This is a genomic window from Xanthomonas sp. BRIP62415 (genome assembly GCF_003993515.1).
Classification (GTDB): domain Bacteria; phylum Pseudomonadota; class Gammaproteobacteria; order Xanthomonadales; family Xanthomonadaceae; genus Xanthomonas; species Xanthomonas euroxanthea.
In genome coordinates this window covers 285,906-304,230 of sequence record NZ_QEZH01000023.1, presented here as the reverse complement: position 1 = coordinate 304,230, position 18,325 = coordinate 285,906, and the positions used below count along the sequence as shown (strand labels likewise).

The 18,325-nt window shown below is 59.3% G+C and carries 13 protein-coding genes and 2 tRNA genes; 14 read left to right on the top strand and 1 reads right to left on the bottom strand.

Annotated features, from left to right (window positions below):
* Window positions 1–29: 29 nt before the first annotated feature.
* The 9 genes from EO141_RS08940 to EO141_RS08900 all read left to right on the top strand — a co-directional run bounded on the left by EO141_RS08940 (window position 30) and on the right by EO141_RS08900 (window position 12,122).
* Entirely contained in the window at window positions 30–3,275 is a 3,246-nt protein-coding gene (locus EO141_RS08940) for a TonB-dependent receptor (protein WP_127169005.1), read from the top strand.
* A gap of 106 nt (window positions 3,276–3,381) precedes the next feature.
* On the top strand, window positions 3,382–4,767 hold the full coding sequence (ppnN, locus tag EO141_RS08935; protein ID WP_104647998.1) for a nucleotide 5'-monophosphate nucleosidase PpnN: 1,386 nt from the start codon (window positions 3,382–3,384) through the stop codon (window positions 4,765–4,767).
* Between the two features lie 181 nt (window positions 4,768–4,948).
* Entirely contained in the window at window positions 4,949–5,464 is a 516-nt protein-coding gene (locus EO141_RS08930; protein ID WP_119128546.1) for a Tfp pilus assembly protein FimT/FimU, read from the top strand.
* A complete protein-coding gene (pilV, locus tag EO141_RS08925) occupies window positions 5,461–5,937 on the top strand; it encodes a type IV pilus modification protein PilV (protein WP_127169004.1) in 477 nt (158 codons plus the stop codon). Before EO141_RS08930 ends, pilV begins: the two co-directional genes overlap by 4 nt.
* Window positions 5,934–7,100, top strand: coding sequence for a PilW family protein (locus EO141_RS08920; RefSeq protein ID WP_115047010.1), 1,167 nt, complete (start codon window positions 5,934–5,936; stop codon window positions 7,098–7,100). The genes pilV and EO141_RS08920 overlap by 4 nt, the downstream gene beginning before the upstream one ends.
* A 3-nt stretch (window positions 7,101–7,103) precedes the next feature.
* Window positions 7,104–7,613 carry a PilX N-terminal domain-containing pilus assembly protein gene (locus EO141_RS08915; protein ID WP_115047008.1) on the top strand — a complete coding sequence of 170 codons (510 nt, stop codon included), beginning with the start codon at window positions 7,104–7,106 and terminating at the stop codon, window positions 7,611–7,613.
* 10 nt (window positions 7,614–7,623) lie between these two features.
* Complete coding sequence (locus tag EO141_RS08910) at window positions 7,624–11,529, top strand: PilC/PilY family type IV pilus protein (RefSeq protein WP_232087851.1); 3,906 nt, start codon at window positions 7,624–7,626, stop codon at window positions 11,527–11,529.
* A 12-nt stretch (window positions 11,530–11,541) separates the two neighbouring features.
* Entirely contained in the window at window positions 11,542–11,991 is a 450-nt protein-coding gene (locus EO141_RS08905; protein ID WP_115047004.1) for a type IV pilin protein, read from the top strand.
* 54 nt (window positions 11,992–12,045) lie between these two features.
* Window positions 12,046–12,122, top strand: a tRNA-Asn gene (locus EO141_RS08900).
* A gap of 51 nt (window positions 12,123–12,173) precedes the next feature.
* Here the strand turns inward: EO141_RS08900 and EO141_RS08895 are convergent.
* Window positions 12,174–12,656, bottom strand: coding sequence for a GspH/FimT family pseudopilin (locus EO141_RS08895; protein WP_241236652.1), 483 nt, complete (start codon window positions 12,654–12,656; stop codon window positions 12,174–12,176).
* Between the two features lie 198 nt (window positions 12,657–12,854).
* Between EO141_RS08895 and uvrB the strand changes: the two genes are divergently transcribed.
* From uvrB to EO141_RS08870, 5 genes are all read left to right on the top strand, one after another.
* The gene (gene uvrB, locus EO141_RS08890; RefSeq protein ID WP_102253869.1) at window positions 12,855–14,876 is read left to right on the top strand and encodes an excinuclease ABC subunit UvrB; all 2,022 of its coding nucleotides are present in this window, start codon (window positions 12,855–12,857) and stop codon (window positions 14,874–14,876) included.
* A 104-nt stretch (window positions 14,877–14,980) separates the two neighbouring features.
* Window positions 14,981–15,055, top strand: a tRNA-Val gene (locus EO141_RS08885).
* 539 nt (window positions 15,056–15,594) lie between these two features.
* Complete coding sequence (locus EO141_RS08880; RefSeq protein WP_104581988.1) at window positions 15,595–15,837, top strand: hypothetical protein; 243 nt, start codon at window positions 15,595–15,597, stop codon at window positions 15,835–15,837.
* Between the two features lie 35 nt (window positions 15,838–15,872).
* The gene (locus tag EO141_RS08875; protein ID WP_127169002.1) at window positions 15,873–17,546 is read left to right on the top strand and encodes a type IV secretory system conjugative DNA transfer family protein; all 1,674 of its coding nucleotides are present in this window, start codon (window positions 15,873–15,875) and stop codon (window positions 17,544–17,546) included.
* Between the two features lie 350 nt (window positions 17,547–17,896).
* Entirely contained in the window at window positions 17,897–18,301 is a 405-nt protein-coding gene (locus EO141_RS08870; RefSeq protein WP_104581990.1) for a hypothetical protein, read from the top strand.
* The last annotated feature ends 24 nt before the right edge of the window (window positions 18,302–18,325 follow it).

Below are 18,325 nucleotides of genomic sequence, written 5' to 3'. Positions count from 1 at the left end.
ACTGCCCAACCTGTATCGAGGCTACCGAAATGACCCACCCCCGTTGTCTTCGCATGTCCAAGCTGACGCTTGGCCTTGTTGCCGCGCTCGCCGCCGCCCCCGTGTTCGCTCAGAGCACCTCTGCCGGCGTCGCTGGCCTGGTTACCAGCAGCGGCGGTCAGCCGGTGCCGAATGCCGAAGTGACGATCACCCACGTCGAATCGGGAACCGTCAGCCGCGCCACCACCGATGCCAGTGGACGCTACAACGCGCGCGGCCTGCGTGTGGGCGGGCCGTACACCATCACGATCACCAAGTCGGGTGAAGGGACGAAGACGGAAGAGGGCGTGTACCTGAACCTCAATCAGGTCAATAGCGTCGACGCATCCCTGGGCGGTGACGTAACCACGCTGGGCGCGGTGCAGGCCATCGGCGGCGATTACGGCTCGGCGCTGTTCAGTGCGAACAAGATGGGCACCGGTACCAATGTGACCCGCGAGCAGATCGAATCGCTGCCCTCGATCAACCGTAACCTGCAGGACTACGTACGTCTGGATCCGCGCGTGGCGCAGACCGACAAGGCGCGTAATGAAATTTCCGTGGGCGGCCAGAATCCGCGCTTCAACCTGATCCGTGTCGACGGTATCAGCACCAACGACGCGTTCGGCCTGGAATCCAACGGCTTGCCGACGCCGCGCCAGCCGTTCTCGATGGATGTCATCGACGAAATCTCCGTCGACGTCGCCAACTACGACGTCACCATCACCGGCGCCACCGGCGGCGTGATCAATGCGGTCACCAAGTCGGGTACCAACGAGTTCCACGGTTCGGTGTACGGCACCTACCGTGAGAACGATTGGTCGGGCAAGAACCAGAACGATATCCGCCCGCAGCTGTTCGATAACGAAACCACCTACGGCCTGACCCTGGGCGGCCCGGTCATCAAGGACAAGCTGTTCTTCTTCGCCAACTACGAAAAGTACAAGGGCAAGGGCGTGTTCACCGGAGCCTCCGGCTACGGCCCGATCGGTTCTGGCGCGAGCAACATCGTGCAGATCCCGCAGGCGGACATCGATCGGATCATCGACATCTCACGTAACGTCTACGGGTTTGACCCGGGAACCCTGGCGCTGCCAGCGCTCGATTCGGATTCGGAAGAAAAGGGCTTCAAGCTTGACTGGAACATCTCCGACAAGCATCGCGCCTCGTTCCGTTATGGCGAGAGCGAGCAGAGCACTGCCAACCTCAACGGTTTCGGCAATCAGGCGCTGTCGCTGAATTCGTATCACTACGTGCGCGACTTCAGCCTCAAGACCTATACGGCCCAGTTGTTCAGCGATTGGACCGACACCTTCTCGACCGAAGCCAAGGTGTCTTACCGCGACTACTCGGCCGTGCGTACTGCTGCATCGCAGCTGCCGGCCGTTGCTGTGCGCATCGGTAACAACACCGTCAACCTGGGCACCGAGCAGAGCACCCAGGCCAACGAACTGCGTACCGAAACGTGGAATGCCTTCTTTGCCGGCACGTTGTTCTTGAACGACCACACCGTCAAGTTCGGCTTCGACTACGAAGACAACGATCTGTTCAACCTGTTCGGCCAGCGCGTCTTCGGTTCCTACACGTTCAACTCGATTGCCGACTATGCGGCCAATCGCCCGCTGAACTATCGTTATTCGCGGTCCAACAGCGGAAACATCGACGACATCGCCGCAGACTGGGGCATGCGCAATGTCGGCGTCTTCCTACAGGACACCTGGGCCGTCAACAACAACCTGACGCTGACGTTCGGTGTGCGTTACGACGAACCGATGGTCAAAAACAGCCCGGCCTACAACGCAACCGCCTCGACGCTGTTCGGCTTCCGTAACGATCAGACCATCGACGGCAACGGCCTGTTTGAGCCGCGCTTCGGTTTCAACTACACCTTCGACAGCGATCGCCCCACCCAGTTGCGCGGCGGCGTGGGCCTGTTCCAGGGGGCCGCGGCAACCGTGTGGTTGTCCAACCCGTACTCCAACACCGGCCTGGCGTACACCGATTACAACTTCTCCAGCCAGACACTGGTGAACACCAATGGCATTCGTTTCACGCCTGACATCAATAACCAGCCGATCGGTAATGGTTCGTTGAATGGCGCTACGCAGTCCGTCGATTTCGTCGACAGCAAGCTGGGTCAGCCGTCGGTATGGAAGGCCAACCTGGCATTCGACACCGAGCTGCCCTGGTACGGCATCGTGGCGTCTGCGGAAGCAGTGGTGACTCAGGTCAACGAGGCGATCTACTACCAGCAGCTCAATCTGGGCAACACCAGCCGCGTGGGCCAGGATGGCCGTAACCTTTACTGGAATACTGCAGGCTTGAATCCGGCCTGCTGGCTGGATGACGGCCGTAACCCGACCGGTGCAGGCGCCCCGGCTGCTTGTGTGCGTGGCACTGCATCCGTGGTCGATGCGCGCGGCTCGCGCGATGGGCGCTTCAACGATGCCATCATCGCCCGTCCAACCGATAAGGGCGGCAGCGAGAGCTTCACCGTCGGCCTGAACAAACCCTTCAATGGCGGCGACTGGTCGTGGGGCTTGTACTACACCTACACCGACGCCGACGAAGTCAGCGGCCTGACCAGTTCGACCTCGGGTTCGCAGCTGGGCAACAATGCTGTCTTCCAGGCCAACGAAAATGTTGCCTCGACCGCTGCGTACGAAGTGAAGAACAGCATCCTCGGCACCTTGAACTGGAAGCATGCGTTCTTCGGCGACTACGAGACCAAGTTGGGCCTGATCTGCCAAGGTCGCAATGGTCGCCCGTATAGCTATGCGTTCGACAACGACGCCAATGGCGACGGCCGCCTGAACGACCTGTTGTATATCCCGGCCGGCCGCGGCGATGTGCTGTTCGGTACCGCTCGAGAAGAACAGGCGTTCTGGAACTACATCGAAGGCAACGAGTATCTGGCTGCCCGCCGTGGTCAGGTGGCCGAGCGCAACGGCGCGCGCAACTCCTGGATCAACCAGTTCGACCTGCACATCGAGCAGGAGATCCCCGGCTTCTTCAAGGACAACAAGGCCTCTCTCTGGCTTGACGTCATGAACGTCGGCAACCTGCTGAACAAGAAGTGGGGCCGTGTCGAAGAGTACGGCTTCCCGGGCATGCGTGGTGTGGTGGAATACGGTGGTGTCGATGCGGCCAGCGGCAAGTACGTGTACCGCTTCAATACCCCGGACCAGTCCACGGTCTACGACGATCGCGGCATCTCCCGCTGGGCGCTGCAGCTGGGCTTCCGCTACCAGTTCTAAAGCTGGCTAGCGTGTCGAAGCTTGCAAAAACGGCCGGGTTCTCCCGGCCGTTTTCTTTTGTGCGGGTGAGTACGCTAAAGTCCTAGAGATACGACAGGAGCAAGCTATGGAACTCAGCAGTACGGCAGCACGGGCGCTGCCGGTGGTGGATGCGCGGATCTATCCGCGCGGTGGCCTGGATGTGTTGTCCAAAGCGGAAGTGGCGCGTCTGCGCGACGCCTCCAGCGGCGGCATGCACGAGCTGTTGCGCCGGTGTGCGCTGGCCGTGCTCACCAGTGGTAGCGCGTCGGACGACCCGCGCGCCGCGCGCGACCTGTATCCGGATTTCGATATCCAGGTGAACCAGCAGGACCGTGGCATCCGTATCGATCTGAGCAACGCACCGGCGATGGCCTTTGTCGATGGCGAGATCATCCGCGGTGTGGCCGAGCTGCTGTTCGCCGTGGTGCGCGACCTGGCCTACATGGCGATCGAGCTGGAAGCCCAGCGCGGGGATCTGGACACCAGTGAAGGCATCACCAACGCGGTCTTCGGCCAGCTGCGCAACGCGCGCATCTTGCAGCCGTCGGACCCGAACCTGGTCGTGTGCTGGGGTGGCCATTCCATTTCGCGCGACGAGTACCTCTACACCAAGCAGGTGGGCTACGAGTTGGGCTTGCGTGGCCTGGACATCTGCACCGGCTGCGGGCCGGGCGCGATGAAGGGCCCGATGAAGGGTGCCACCATCGCGCACGCCAAGCAGCGCAAGCATCACACGCGCTACATCGGCGTGACCGAGCCGGGCATCATCGCCGCCGAGTCGCCGAATCCGATCGTCAACCACCTGGTGATCATGCCGGACATCGAAAAGCGCCTGGAAGCCTTCGTCCGCATCGGACACGGCATCCTGGTGTTTCCGGGGGGCGTCGGCACGGCCGAGGAAATCCTCTACCTGCTCGGCATCCTGCTGCGCGAGGAGAACGCCGACCTGCCGTTCCCGCTGATTCTAACCGGCCCGACCATTGCCGCGCCGTATTTCGAGCAGATCGACCGCTTCATCCGGCTCACCCTGGGCGAAGCTGTCGCTTCCCGCTACGAGATCATCGTTGGCGATCCAGTCGCCGTGGCGCGTCGCATGGCCGAAGGCATCCACCAGGTACGCGCGCACCGCAAGGAACAGAAGGATTCGTACTACTTCAACTGGTCGGTGCACATCCCGCTCGAGTACCAGCAGCCGTTCGAACCCAGCCACGAGGCCATGGCCGCCCTGGATCTGCACCACGGCCGCCCAGCGCCCGCGCTGGCCGCCGACCTGCGCCGCGCCTTCTCCGGCATCGTCGCCGGCAACGTGAAGGAAGACGGCATGCGCCGCATCGAGGAATTCGGCCCCTTCGAGATCAATGGCGACCCGGACATCATGCAGGCCCTGGACGAGCTGCTGCGCGGCTTCGTCGAACAGCGCCGGATGAAGATTTCGGGCGATTACCGGCCTTGTTATCGGGTGGTGACCTAAGGCCTGCTGGATGTAGACCACCATTCTGGAGAAGGGAAAAGCCGGGCTGGGTACGAACCCTAGGCCCGGTTCGTCCCCCACGCGCACGCCGACAACCCTAAAACGACCGCTCGTCCCCCCACTGCTTGTTCTTGAGGGGGTGGTCGAAGCATCTTGGTCAGGTCACGCTGGGGAGCGTCCAATGTCTTTTCGCCGATCTACCGGCTTCACACTTGTGGAATTGATCATTGCGATCGCCGTGTTGGCGATTTTGCTTACGATCGCGCTTCCAAGCTTTCGTGGAGTAATACGCTCCAATCGCGTAGCCAGTAGCGCCAATGAGACCCTCGGGCTGCTGTCTCTCGCGCGCAGTGAGGCGATACGCAATCGCCGAGGTGGTGGGGTTTGCGGTAGCGCATCGGGGACCGCATGCGACAACAACTGGGGGAGCGGGATGCTGGCTTGGGCGGATACCGACGGAGATGGAGCCTTCAAGGGTGGCGACACCGTCTTGCGTTTCGTCTCAATTGACCCGTCGCTAAGCAATTCCGGTCCGTCCGGCGCAACGATTGCATTCGATGGACGCGGGCGCAGGGTCGCGTCGACAAATCAACAGATTACGTTGCAACCGATGACGTGCGATGGGCAGGCGCTGCGGCGCACCTTGTTCGTCAATGCCGCCGGCCAGATCACGTCTCAGAAGAGCTCCTGTCAATGATGCGTCTCCGTCCCTTCGTTTCGCCCTCTCGCGCCAAGGGATTCAGTCTGCTTGAGGTGCTGGTCGCCATCGTCGTACTGGCATTTGGCTTGCTTGGCTTTGCGCTGTTGCAGACGGCCAATGTGCGGTTCGTACAGAGTTCCAACTACCGCACCCAGGCAACCAACCTGGCGTATGACCTGATGGACCAGATGCGAAGTAATCGCTTCCAGTCTGCCTGGTATACCGATGCCACCTTTGCCGCAAATAGCGTGACCGCGGCCAGTTGCAGCCGACCTCTCGGAAGCGTGGCCATCGCTGACAATATCGCGCGCTGGAAATGCCAGGTCGTGCGCGCATTGGGCGAAGGTGCCAGCGCAACCGTTCTCAATAACAACGGCCAGGTCACCGTTGGCATTAGTTGGGGAGACCAGCGCTGGGACGCCAATAATCCCAACGCCCAGACCACCTTTACCCTGGTATCGCAGCTATGACGCGGCGGCCTTCTTCCAAGCGTGTCGCTGCGGGCATCAGCCTGATAGAGATGATGATCGCCATGGTGATCGGCCTTGTGCTGATGCTGGGAGTCATCCAGGTCTTTTCTGCCTCGCGTACTGCATCGATGCTGGCTGAAGGCAGTGCGCGCGCACAGGAAAACGGACGTTTCGCCATGGATTTCCTCCAGCGTGACATTCGCATGGCCGGGCATTTCGGTTGCGTCAACGACCAGGCGCATTTTGTGCGCGGGGAGGGCGACCCGGTGGTCACTACCGGCGCGGCCAGCGGCTCGGGTCATCCGCTGGATTTCAGCATCAGCGTGCAAGGCTACGAGGCACCTAATACGACGCCTCCCGGCAGCCTGAAGCTTGGAGATAACTGGGCAGTACCAGCGAATCTGCCAGCATCGATCACCAAGCTCAATCCGCGCGGCGGCAGCGATATCCTGGTTCTGCGTTTCCTTGCTCCGGAAGGCGTGCCAATCACAACGTTGACCACAGGCAGCAACAGCGTCGTGGGCTTCAATGCCTCGGCCGGATTGCGTTTGACAGAGGGGGGGCAGGCGGCTCCGAGCCTGTTCGGGGTTGCGGACTGCGCCCATGCCACGGTGTTTAAGGGTACCTATGCCAGCGGCCAAGTCACTGCCACAGGAACCAATCTGTCCAATTACTCCACCCGTCCCAGCGGCCAGGCAATGCTCTATCGCGCCGAATCGCTGGTTTACTACGTCGGTACATCGACGACCTCGGGCGAGCCTGCGCTGATGCGTGCACGGTCCAATGGTGTCGACGACTATGGCACGCCGGAAGAGTTGGTCGAAGGGATCGAGAACATGCAGCTGCTGTTCGGTCTCGATCAGACCGTGAACATGTCCAATACCTCGCCCCCGTTGGGAAACATCAGCACCCAGGCGATCGCGAGCGACGTATCCACTGCGGTCGATGCCACAGCTGCTGGCCAGTGGAGACGGGTCGGGCAAGTTCAAGTTGGCATCCTAGCGCGCAGTCCCGCACCTTCCACAGCCGAACGCCCGGCAACTGCGTTGAATTATCCCAGTGCATTGGGCGTTTCGTTTGCGCCGCCCGCCCAGACGGATGGCCGCTACCGAATGACCTACGAATCCACGATCGCCTTGCGCAATCGTCTGTTTGGGAATTGATCAATGAATGCAGTCGCTCGCCGCCGCCCAATGCCATCCCGTCCTCGGGGGGCCGTGCTCTATGTTGCCTTGATCATGTTGATCCTGCTGGCGCTGATCGGGATCGCCGGCATGCAAGTGGCAGGCATGCAGGAAAAAATGGCGTCCAATTATCTGGTGACCAATATCGCCTTTCAGAATGCCGAGGGCGTGACGCGCAGGAGCGAGCGGGCGATTGAGGCCATCGCCAATCGCAAGAGTGCTCCCAGCGACGCAACGGTTGCGGACACTGAAATCCAGCAGAACTGCGATACAGCATTCGATCCGATGGCTTGGGCACGTAATAAGGCCGTGTCGGTCAACCAAGCGGTTAATGTGCGTCGCATCGACTCGTGCATCATCGGGGGGGGCTCGCTCGCGATGGGCGATCCGGTCGACCCGGTGACTCCGGTCTATCAAATCACCACCTTCGCCAACGATGCTACGACGGATGCATCTTCGTCGGCGGCGATCGATTCCATCTTCAAGCTCTGAGGCCGTGAGCATGTCTCGTCGCACCGTTCGAACCGCTATCGCCTCCGCCATAGTCCTGATCGCGATGAGCGGTTACTTTGTATACAACTTGATCGCGGCGCAGGGTCAGGAAAAGTTGGCACAGGGTCCACTTAATAATGGCAGTCCGGTCCCGCCGGCATTTATTATGACGGTGGATGATTCGAACTCAATGACGTTTGAGCGCATTTTCAAAGGCGGTGATGGGCGACTGCAATGGAATAGTGTCAATTCCAGCTTCTTTAATGCCGATGGAAGTTTTTTTAATAATGGTTCCGACTGTAATGGTTTTGTCGACTGTTACGTGTATTTATTTCCTTTTCCTTCGTATAATTCGTCATATAGTCCGGGCGTGGCTCTTCCGCCGATTGATCAATTTGGTTTCGCAAGATCGCCAGCATATAACGCAAATTATTTCGATCCGAATATCAAATACGATCCATGGAGTCTATCCAAAGGCGATGAAGTTAATAAGGGCTTATGGCCGCAGGCCGATTTCGACAGTGCTCGAGCGGATTCGCGTGACCCTGATGTTTATTGGGACGACGGCACGATAAACATGAGTCGCTACGGCACTGCGGTTAATCTTGGGGTAAGTAGAGAGGTTAATGGTGATAGTTCATTTCGATTTTTAATTGGAATGACGATTCCTTCTGGGACGCGCTATCGCACGGGCGGTAATGCTAGGGCGTGCAGTACCAACAACTCGAATGGCCTGCCGGGCACGAATGGACTTTGGTCCACTCTTGGCTTTAATGCCCAGGTGGCTGCAACTTGTTCGGTGCAAATCTCCTACGTCCCTGCAACATTCTATTTGCCTGCGGCCGCTCCGGCGCCCACGGGATACCTGACTAGCGACACCAATCGGCCGATTATCGTAAATGCATGCGGCCCGGGCTGCAATATGCGACGATATCAAATACTTCGCTCCAATTATTCCGCTGCTAATACGTCTGCTTATAATAATGCGAGGCAAAATTTTGCTAATTGGTTTCAATACCATCGGAATCGTATTCTCTCGATCATTGGCTCAGAGTCGCGGGCATTGACCGGTATTGAAAATATGCGGGTCGGTTATTTCACAATCAATAATTTGGCTCAGCCGACCATGTATGATGTCACGAACGATGATTCGCGTGAGGCTTTATTTCAGCAAATTTATCGTCTCAGGCCGAGTGGTGGCACGCCAAATCGGGCGGCCATCGATTATTTGGGTCAACAATTTAGGCGGACGGGGGACGGAGCTCCGGTGGTGCGTGCATGTCAGAAGAATGGCGGCATGCTATTTACTGATGGGTACACGACTAGGAATAATTCGGTCACTGGCTATGGCAATGCCGATTCCACTGGTACGGTAGACTTCCCCATCGTGCCGTTCGCTGATAGTTACAGCGATACAATCGCTGACATCGCTGCGAGCTATTATTCAGGGGCTTCTACGCCACTGGTGACAGGGCCGGGCTTCCCGGCTGGGCGGGTGCCTGTGGACGAAAAGTGCGCTACGCTCGCCAAGACATCTGCGGATTGGAAGCGTTTGGACTGCCAGAAAGATCTGCACATGAACTTCTATGCGATCACTTTAGGTGCGCAGGGGAATATCTATGAGGTCAATCAACCAGCGACAGATGACCCCTACGCCAATGCCCCCAACTGGACTGGCAATGGCAATCCGGTAACCGCTGACGATGGTCGTGTCATTGACGAACTGTGGCACGCCACGATCAATAGTCGTGGTCAGTTTATCAACGCCAAGAGCCCTGATGAAGTGACCAGCGCCATGCGCCGCGTGTTGTCGGCTGCCAGTGCACCCAACTCGCCGTCTGGCACCCTGGCGCTGACAGGTGCGCGTATCGGTGCAGGCTCGTTGACCGTCACTCCTGAGTACCAGATCAGGAATAATGGCACAGATTGGTCCAGTACGCTGAAGGCCAATCAGGTTTCGGTCGATCCGGATACGCGCGAGGCACGCTTTACGCCTCTCTGGGAGGCGTCTGCGCAGATACCAGCCGCCAATACGCGAAATGTATATTTCAATGATGGCAGTAACGTGCGAAAGCTCGATGGCACGACTGTCAGTTTAAGCGGCCTATGCGGTCTGCCTGCGACGTTGTATCCGGCGCAGTCGCTCTGCTCGGAGTCAGATCTGACCAGTCTTGGCGCAACTGCTGCGACCGCGGCCAACTATCTGCTAGGCGACCGCAGCGGCGAAGTTCAGCAGGGTGGCAAGCTACGCGATCGGAGTACTGTGCTCGGCGATATCGTCAATTCCACACCGGTTATCAGTGCCCCGGTCGATGACTACGGATATCGTGGCCTGGGCGGCACGCTTGGGACTAGCTATGCCAACTACCTAAATAGCAAGCGCAACAGGGGCTATATGGTGTATGCAGGAGCCAACGACGGCATGCTGCATGCTGTCGATGGCGGCATCGACAGCACTGGTGCCGTCACCGGAGGTGGTGGTCGGGAGCGCTTTGCTTATGTGCCGGCAACCTCCTATGGCCATATGGGGAATTTGTTGCTACCGTACCAGACCATTAAGTCATCTACGGTGCCCAGTTTTGAGCATCGTTATTTTGTCGATGGTCCGCTTGCCGTAGGAGATACCTACTACAACAATGCCTGGCAGACGACGCTGGTCGGCACCACGGGAGCGGGAGGTCGGGGTGTCTTCGCACTTGACGTTACCAATCCCGCAAGCTTCGGTGCCGGTAGTCGCCTCTGGGAGATCAACGATCTTGCTGGCGATGCCGCTGTGCGCGGGAACATCGGGCATGTGCTCGGCAAGCCCGTCATCGTCCCGGTGCGCGCGTCCAATGGGACGGTCAGCTGGAAGGCGATCTTTGGTAATGGTTACGCTAGCGCCACTGGGAAGGCGGTATTGTTCGTTGTCGATATCGGAACAGCCACCACACCGACGATTCGGATGATCGAGGCAACTGAGTCGGGAACCTCAATCAGTGGCAATAACGGGCTAGGCAATATTATCGTACTGGATCGCATCGACAATCTGACAATCGATCCGACGACCAATAAGCCAGCTCGCACGCGTGATGGATATGCCGATACTGTCTATGCGGCCGATCTCCGCGGCGCAATCTGGAAGTTCGATCTCACTTCGACCGCAACCTCAGTAACCGTTCCCGCGTTCACGACCGGGATCTATTCCGAGGGTGGTCTAAACTACCGTCAGCCAATAACTGGTGGGCTGCAGGCCGCTTCCGGCGAGAATGGAGGGGTGCTGGTTTTGTTCGGCACGGGGAGTTTCTCGTTTAGTAAAGACAATCTGGCAAGCTCCTCGCTGCAGACGCAAAGCTTGTATGGCTTCACCGATCAGGTCGATGGAGTGGTTTCCTCAACTCTCACAAGGGCGAACCTGACTCCGTATTCGGTCAGCATTGGCGCCTCCAGTACCACTCGATCCCTGCAGCAAGGGACTGGTCCCGCTCTGGCACTAGGCTGGTACGTGGATCTGCCCGCCGGTGAGCGATTTGTGGGTTATCCGGAACTCGTGTCGGGAATCTTGTTCATGCCCACTTATTCGCCGCTCGCGATCAGCAGCGGGTGCAGCACCGATGGTGTGAACTGGTTGTTCGGACTGAATCCACGGACGGGTAGGGGGGCCCTATCTGGTGTGCGAATGGGCGGCATCGGTGGCTCCACGCTTGCCACCGATTCGGCTGGAATCTCGCTCAATACCGGCGGCAATGCGCCGGTTAAAGACGTGGGCGTGTCAGTCGTGCCCAGGCTCGAGCCCAAGGTCAATCCCAAGGATGGTTCTGCGGCACCCACCGTGCCTGCAGGATCGGGCTGCTGGATGATCGTCAGCGTGGCTGGCGCCCCGCCCATGTATGTCCCTTATCCTTGCGGCCGCCAGTCCTGGCGCCAGCTTCAGTAACGGAGATTGTCAATGCCCTTAGACCTATCGCGGTCCCTGTCCACGCAACTTCGTCAGCGTGCTGGTGCCGGTGGTTTCACCTTGATCGAGTTGATGATCGTCGTCGCGATCGTCGGCATCCTGGCTGCCGTCGCCTATCCTTCCTATGCCGATCATGTTCGCAAGTCTCGCCGAGCGCAGGCCAAGGCCGATCTGGTCGAATACTCGCAGTTGCTGGAACGCTCGCATACGACCAACAACACCTATGCCAGTTTCAAGTTCGGGAACGGCTCGACGACCATCCAGTCGCCGCGCGAAGGTGATACGGCGCAATACAACATTACGCTCGCGACTACGCAGTCGACCTTTACCTTGACTGCTGCGCCCCAGGGCAATCAGGCCAAGGACAAGTGCGGCACGCTGACGTTGAACCAGACAGGGGTGAAGACGCCGAGTGCAACTACCACTCCAGGCTGCTGGTAGCTTCGTTACGAGGTGTTGCGCTGCTGCAAAGTTGCCTATAGAATGTGCCTCCCCGCCCGAATAGCTCAGCCGGTTAGAGCACTTGACTGTTAATCAGGGGGTCGTTGGTTCGAGTCCAACTTCGGGCGCCAAGATGTTGAAGAGGCCGCGACTAGTCGCGGCCTCTTTGTTTTTGCTGGAACTCACCGTGCAGGGCAGGCGGTTGGTTGCCTGTAGCGGACAGACCGCGTCCGCCCTGAGTTGTTGACGATGACATCCGCCAGGCGTTGCGCGCCCGTGCAGAGGCTGATCGTGATGTTGGTGCCGCTATTGCGGCCGTTCGGAAGAAATCGGACAAGCGATCGGCCGATCGTTCCAGTGATGCTGATGTTGTCGCTCGCAGCATACTGCTCGATCCGCAGGATCGAGCCTGCGTCCGCAGGCTGCCCACTACGCGCTGGATCTTTGAAAAGAATCCATCCCCGGCTCCAGTCCCTGTCTGGTCGGCAATTCGCGCCGTCAACGGATGGGCAGACGCTAACCGGCAGGCGATGCGTGATGGCCATGCTTCTGGCCATCGCCAGATGTACGGTGAGCACGTGAACCCGTGCCTGTGCTCGCTGCCATTCGATCAAAGCATTGAAGCCAGGCAGGCCGATGGCCGCCATGATTCCGATGATCGCCATCACGATCACTAGCTGTACTGCCGTGTACCCTTCTGCGCACGAACGAATCACTGCTTCACCGTCCTGCTCCCTGGCTCGGAGCAAGCAGTGTCTACGGCGTCTATTGCCCAGGTAAGGCCGGCTCTCAGTGATGAGGTGTCGGACTTTTACCGAAAGTGGCATCCGCCGTTCGTGCAGTCCTCCCCCGAGATCCGCTCCATGACCGACCGTTTTCAGCTCGTATCCCCGTACTCCCCAGCCGGCGATCAGCCTGCCGCCATCGACAAGCTGGTCGCCAGCTTCGAGGCCGGCTTGGCCAAGCAGACCCTGTTGGGCGTGACCGGCTCCGGCAAGACCTACACCATTGCCAACGTGATCCAGCAGGTGCAGAAGCCCACACTGGTGATGGCGCCGAACAAGACGCTGGCAGCGCAGCTGTATGGCGAGTTCAAGTCGTTCTTTCCGCACAACGCGGTGGAGTACTTCGTCAGCTACTACGACTACTACCAGCCCGAGGCCTATGTGCCGTCGTCGGACACCTTCATCGAGAAGGACAGTTCGATCAACGAGCACATCGAGCAGATGCGTCTGTCGGCGACCAAGACCCTGCTGTCGCGTCGCGATTCGCTGGTGGTGGCTACGGTGTCGGCGATCTATGGCCTGGGCGCGCCGGAAGACTATCTGTCGCTGCGCCTGATCCTGTCGGTGGGCGAGCACATCGACCAACGCCAGTTGATCCGCCATCTCACCGACCTGCAGTACACCCGCAATGAATTCGAACTGACCCGCGGCGCGTTCCGTGTGCGTGGCGAGGTGCTGGACGTGTTCCCGGCCGAATCCGACACCGAAGCGCTGCGGATCGAGTTGTTCGATGGCGACATCGAGCGGCTGACCCTGTTCGATCCGCTGACCGGCGAAACGCTGCGCAAGCTGCAGCGCTACACCGTGTACCCCAAGACGCACTACGCGACCACGCGCGAGCGCACGCTGAGTGCGGTTGATACGATCAAGGAGGAATTGAAGGAGCGCTTGGAGCAGCTGTACTCGCAGAACAAGCTGGTCGAAGCGCAGCGCCTGGCGCAGCGCACCCAGTTCGATCTGGAGATGATGGCCGAAGTCGGCTTCTGCAACGGTATCGAAAACTATTCGCGGCATCTCACCGGCAAGGCACCCGGCGAGCCACCGCCGACCTTGTTCGACTACTTGCCGCCGGACGCGCTACTGGTCATCGACGAGTCGCACGTGACGATTCCGCAGATCGGCGCGATGTACAAGGGCGACCGCTCGCGCAAGGAAACGCTGGTGGAGTTCGGTTTTCGCTTGCCCTCGGCGCTGGACAACCGGCCGCTGCGTTTCGAGGAATGGGAGGCGCGCTCGCCGCGCAGCATCTATGTGTCGGCCACGCCGGGGCCCTACGAGCTGCGTGAGTCCGCCGGCGAGATCACTGAGCTGGTGGTGCGCCCGACCGGGCTGATCGATCCGGTGGTCGAAATTCGCCCGGTCGGAACGCAGGTGGACGACTTGATGTCCGAAATCCATGAGCGCATCAAGCTTGGCGACCGTGTGCTGGTGACGACGCTGACCAAGCGCATGTCCGAGAACCTCACCGAGTACCTCGGCGAGCATGGCATCCGCGTACGCTATCTGCATTCGGATATCGACACCGTGGAGCGCGTGGAGATCATCCGCGACCTGCGCCTGGGCAAGTTCGACGTGCTGGTCGGCATCAATCTGTTGCGCGAAGGTCTGGATATGCCGGAAGTGTCGCTAGTGGCGATCCTGGACGCGGACAAGGAAGGCTTCCTGCGCTCGACCGGTTCGTTGATTCAGACCATTGGCCGCGCCGCGCGCAACCTGCGCGGCAAGGCCATTCTGTACGCCGACAAGATGACGCGCTCGATGCAGGCCGCGATCGACGAAACCGACCGTCGCCGCGAGAAGCAGGTCGAGTACAACCTGGAACATGGCATCACGCCCAAGTCGGTGGCGCGTCCGATCTCCGACATCATGGAAGGTGCGCGCGAGGATGCCGCCGAGAAGAAGGCAGGCAAGGGACGCTCGAAGTCGCGTCAGGTGGCGGAGGAAATGCCCGATTACCGCGCGATGGGGCCTGCCCAGATCGCCGGCAAGCTCAAGAGCCTGGAGCAGCAGATGTACCAGCACGCCAAGGACCTGGAATTCGAGGCGGCCGCGCAGATTCGCGACCAGATCCAGAAACTGAAAGCTGCCAGTCTGGCGTAGGGCAGGGCGACAGCGTCGCAGTTCGGATGCAGAGAGGGCTTGTGGCGATCCAAACCCTGCGCTAGAATGCGCGCCCTGCACAGCGCAATGCTGATGCAGGAAACGGGCGGTTAGCTCAGCGGTAGAGCACTACCTTGACATGGTAGGGGTCACAGGTTCGAACCCTGTACCGCCCACCACTCCAAGTCCAGACGGCATGGCGACTTGAGTGGCTTCAACATCGGCAGTGACTGCTGCCGCGGATACCAGGTTGGCTCATGCATTTGCGCTCGCAGCGTCCGTGCGTCCTTTGCCAGGTCTTCGACGATCGCTTTCGCTTCCATCCTCGGCGTCGCCCAATCGTGTTGAATCGAACATCGTGCAGCGGCTAGGCGTCACGGGCGGCTGCACGCTGGCTTGGCAGGCCGGGCGCTCTTGCGCCCGTGCGGCAAGATTCCTAGGTCAGGCTCGGGTCGCTGTTCAACGTTGTTTCGTCGCGGTGCTGGGCACCGCACCCATAGCTGGGCACCTCATCCACAAGGCGAGTTGTCACCGCCAGGCATGTGTGTGGCTTTGAAAGCACTTCAAGTACCAACCGAATTCCTCCAGCACTGACGCATCCCGATCCTCGCCTTGCGTCGAAAGCAGGCGCTGTTGAGCCGGCTTCGCCGAAACCGCTTTCTCCATCACACGTCTTGCTTTAGCATCGCCTCCGCGCTGACGAAAAGGAAGGCTGGCGATGGACGAGTATCAGCACACCGTGCTGACCAGGGGCGGGTACCGTGTCGTGGCAATCACCCGGGAGGATACTTACGCGCCTGACGCTGTGGTTGCCTATGCCGTCGTGACGGATGCCGGAACCCGGCTCACGCCGGACCTGTCGCTGGATCAAGCCAGAGTCTGGATCGACTCGCTCGTCGAGAGCGAGAGCGGCGGGCGCAAGGCGGATCTGGTCGATCACAAGCCCGTCGTCCGTCGCTAATTGCCGTTGAGAAGTAAGCCAAGGAGTAGGGGCGCGTGTCCAAAGCCAAACTAATTGCAGTCGCCACCCTGGTGACATTGCTTGTTGGATATTTCCTGTCCGGGTATCTGACGCTTCTGTTGTTGCGGCTCGATACCGGGCTGTACGCCTGGGATACCTACTACCGCTACGTCAAGGCGCTGGGCTTGCCGGAAGTGGCGCCTTACGCAACCAAGATCAAGATGTCCGGCATTCTCGGCTTTGGTCTGCCCGGGATCATCTGGGCCATCACGGTCGTGCTCCTGGTCAAGCCGAAGGCACGGGCGCTGCATGGTGATGCGCGCTTTGCCGGAGCGGCAGACCTTTCCAAGCACGGTCTTTTCAAACCTAGTGGTAACGGCATCGTCGTCGGCAAGTTCAACGGCAAGCTTGTACGGCTGAGCGGGCAACAGTTCGTGATCCTCGCTGCGCCAACGCGTTCCGGCAAGGGCGTCGGCGTGGTCATTCCCAACCTGCTGGAGTACCAGGAATCGGTCGTGGTCCTGGACATCAAGCAGGAGAACTTCGACCTCACCAGTGGCTGGCGCGCCAGTCAGGGGCATGAGGTGTTCCTCTTCAATCCTTTTGCCGAAGACCGTCGTACGCATCGGTGGAATCCGCTGACCTACGTGTCCAGCGACCCCGCCTTTCGTGTGTCGGATCTGATGAGCATCGCCGCGATGCTGTATCCGGACGGGTCGGATGACCAGAAATTCTGGGTCAGTCAGGCGCGTAATGCCTTTATGGCGTTCGCCCTGTATCTGTTTGAAAACCAGGACGAAGAGCTGTCGCTCGGCTTTCCGGGCGGGGCAGGGGCTCCCACGCTTGGCGGCATCTACCGCCTGTCGTCGGGAGATGGCACAGACCTCAAGAAGTACCTCAAGTCGCTGTCCGAGCGCAGGTTCCTCAGCAGCAATGCACGCTCGGCATTCGCCAACATGCTGTCACAGGCCGATGAGACCTTTGCGTCCATCATGGGCACCCTGAAAGAGCCGCTCAACGCATGGATCAACCCCGTCCTGGATGCGGCAACCAGCGCGGACGACTTCCTGCTCACCGATCTGCGCAAGAAGAAGATGACGATCTACATCGGCATCCAGCCCAACAAGCTGGCCGAAAGCCGGCTCATCATCAATCTGCTCTTCAGCCAGATCATCAACCTCAACACGCGCGAGCTGCCGAAGTCCAATCCAGAGCTGAAATACCAATGCCTGCTGTTGATGGACGAATTCACCTCGATCGGCAAGGTCGACATCATCGCCACTGCGGTGGCCTACATGGCGGGCTACAACCTGCGTTTGCTGCCCATCATCCAGAGCATGGCGCAGCTGGACGCGACCTACGGCAAGGATCTGTCGCGCACCATCATCACCAACCATGCGCTGCAGATCTTGTATGCGCCGCGCGAGCAGCAGGATGCGAACGACTACTCCGAAATGTTGGGCTACACCACCATCAAGAAGAAGAACGTCACCCGCGGCAGGGAGACTACCCGTAGCGTTTCGGAGGAGCGGCGGGCCCTGATGCTTCCGCAGGAACTCAAGGCAATGGGCAACGAGAAAGAGGTCTTCCTGTACGAGGGCATCCCGCACCCGGTGAAGTGCGACAAGATCCGCTATTACGAAGATCGATATTTCACCGCGCGCCTGTTGCCCAGGACGAATGTGAAAACGCTTTCCGTAAAAGTGTGATTTTTGTCACGAAACGTATGGGGCGACGTGCCGGCGATTCTTGACTCATGCGTACGTTGAGGGCAAAGTTACCCAGAATTTGCGCAATGTTGATTTTTTGTTAAAGGGGGGCGGCGCCAGACGGGGCCGCACAGGAGTAAGGCTATGGATGGTTCTGCAGCGTATTCATTTTTACCGGGTGTGCGCCTACATGGCGCTGACCGGCCTGTTCGGGCTGGTTCGGGCGGCCGCGCACACTCGCTCGAGTCATCAAAGGCAGATCCCCTCCGTCACCCGAAGGTGAGCGGAGCTGTTGTGCTGTCCGTCTTAAGCCCGAAATCTCATGAGTTGGAGAAGTCAGAGTGAATCCGATGTCTGTGTCCAAGCTGTCGCTGGTCTTGGTGGTCGCTGCGTTGGTCGGGGCCTGCGCGACCAAGCCTGCTCCCGACTTTGGTGGGCGTTGGAAGCCGGTTAACCGCTTTGCCGAAACTCCCATGGAGTTGCCTTTGCATGCTTCTTATGTCTACCAAGCCACTCCGATGGATGGAACGTTGAAAACCATGCTGGAGCGCTGGGTTAAAGATTCCAATATGACTCTCGCTTACAATATAACCTCTGATTACACTTTGTATTCTGCCGTCTCCAAAATTGATACTGTTAGTATCAAACAAGCAGTCGAGGAGCTCAGTGCGGTTTATGCTGCGCAAGGCGTATACGTGTCTGTAGTTGGAAATCAAATTGTCGTTCAGCCTGCTACGCCTCAAGCGGCAGGCTAGATTGATATGGGCCTATGAGCTGCG

Coding starts and splice junctions, on each gene's coding strand:
- EO141_RS08940 (WP_127169005.1), top strand. CDS start 30: ATGACCCACCCCCGTTGTCTTCGCATGTCCAAGCTGACGCTTGGCCTT.
- ppnN (WP_104647998.1), top strand. CDS start 3,382: ATGGAACTCAGCAGTACGGCAGCACGGGCGCTGCCGGTGGTGGATGCG.
- EO141_RS08930 (WP_119128546.1), top strand. CDS start 4,949: ATGTCTTTTCGCCGATCTACCGGCTTCACACTTGTGGAATTGATCATT.
- pilV (WP_127169004.1), top strand. CDS start 5,461: ATGATGCGTCTCCGTCCCTTCGTTTCGCCCTCTCGCGCCAAGGGATTC.
- EO141_RS08920 (WP_115047010.1), top strand. CDS start 5,934: ATGACGCGGCGGCCTTCTTCCAAGCGTGTCGCTGCGGGCATCAGCCTG.
- EO141_RS08915 (WP_115047008.1), top strand. CDS start 7,104: ATGAATGCAGTCGCTCGCCGCCGCCCAATGCCATCCCGTCCTCGGGGG.
- EO141_RS08910 (WP_232087851.1), top strand. CDS start 7,624: ATGTCTCGTCGCACCGTTCGAACCGCTATCGCCTCCGCCATAGTCCTG.
- EO141_RS08905 (WP_115047004.1), top strand. CDS start 11,542: ATGCCCTTAGACCTATCGCGGTCCCTGTCCACGCAACTTCGTCAGCGT.
- EO141_RS08895 (WP_241236652.1), bottom strand. CDS start 12,656: ATGGCGATCATCGGAATCATGGCGGCCATCGGCCTGCCTGGCTTCAAT.
- uvrB (WP_102253869.1), top strand. CDS start 12,855: ATGACCGACCGTTTTCAGCTCGTATCCCCGTACTCCCCAGCCGGCGAT.
- EO141_RS08880 (WP_104581988.1), top strand. CDS start 15,595: ATGGACGAGTATCAGCACACCGTGCTGACCAGGGGCGGGTACCGTGTC.
- EO141_RS08870 (WP_104581990.1), top strand. CDS start 17,897: ATGTCTGTGTCCAAGCTGTCGCTGGTCTTGGTGGTCGCTGCGTTGGTC.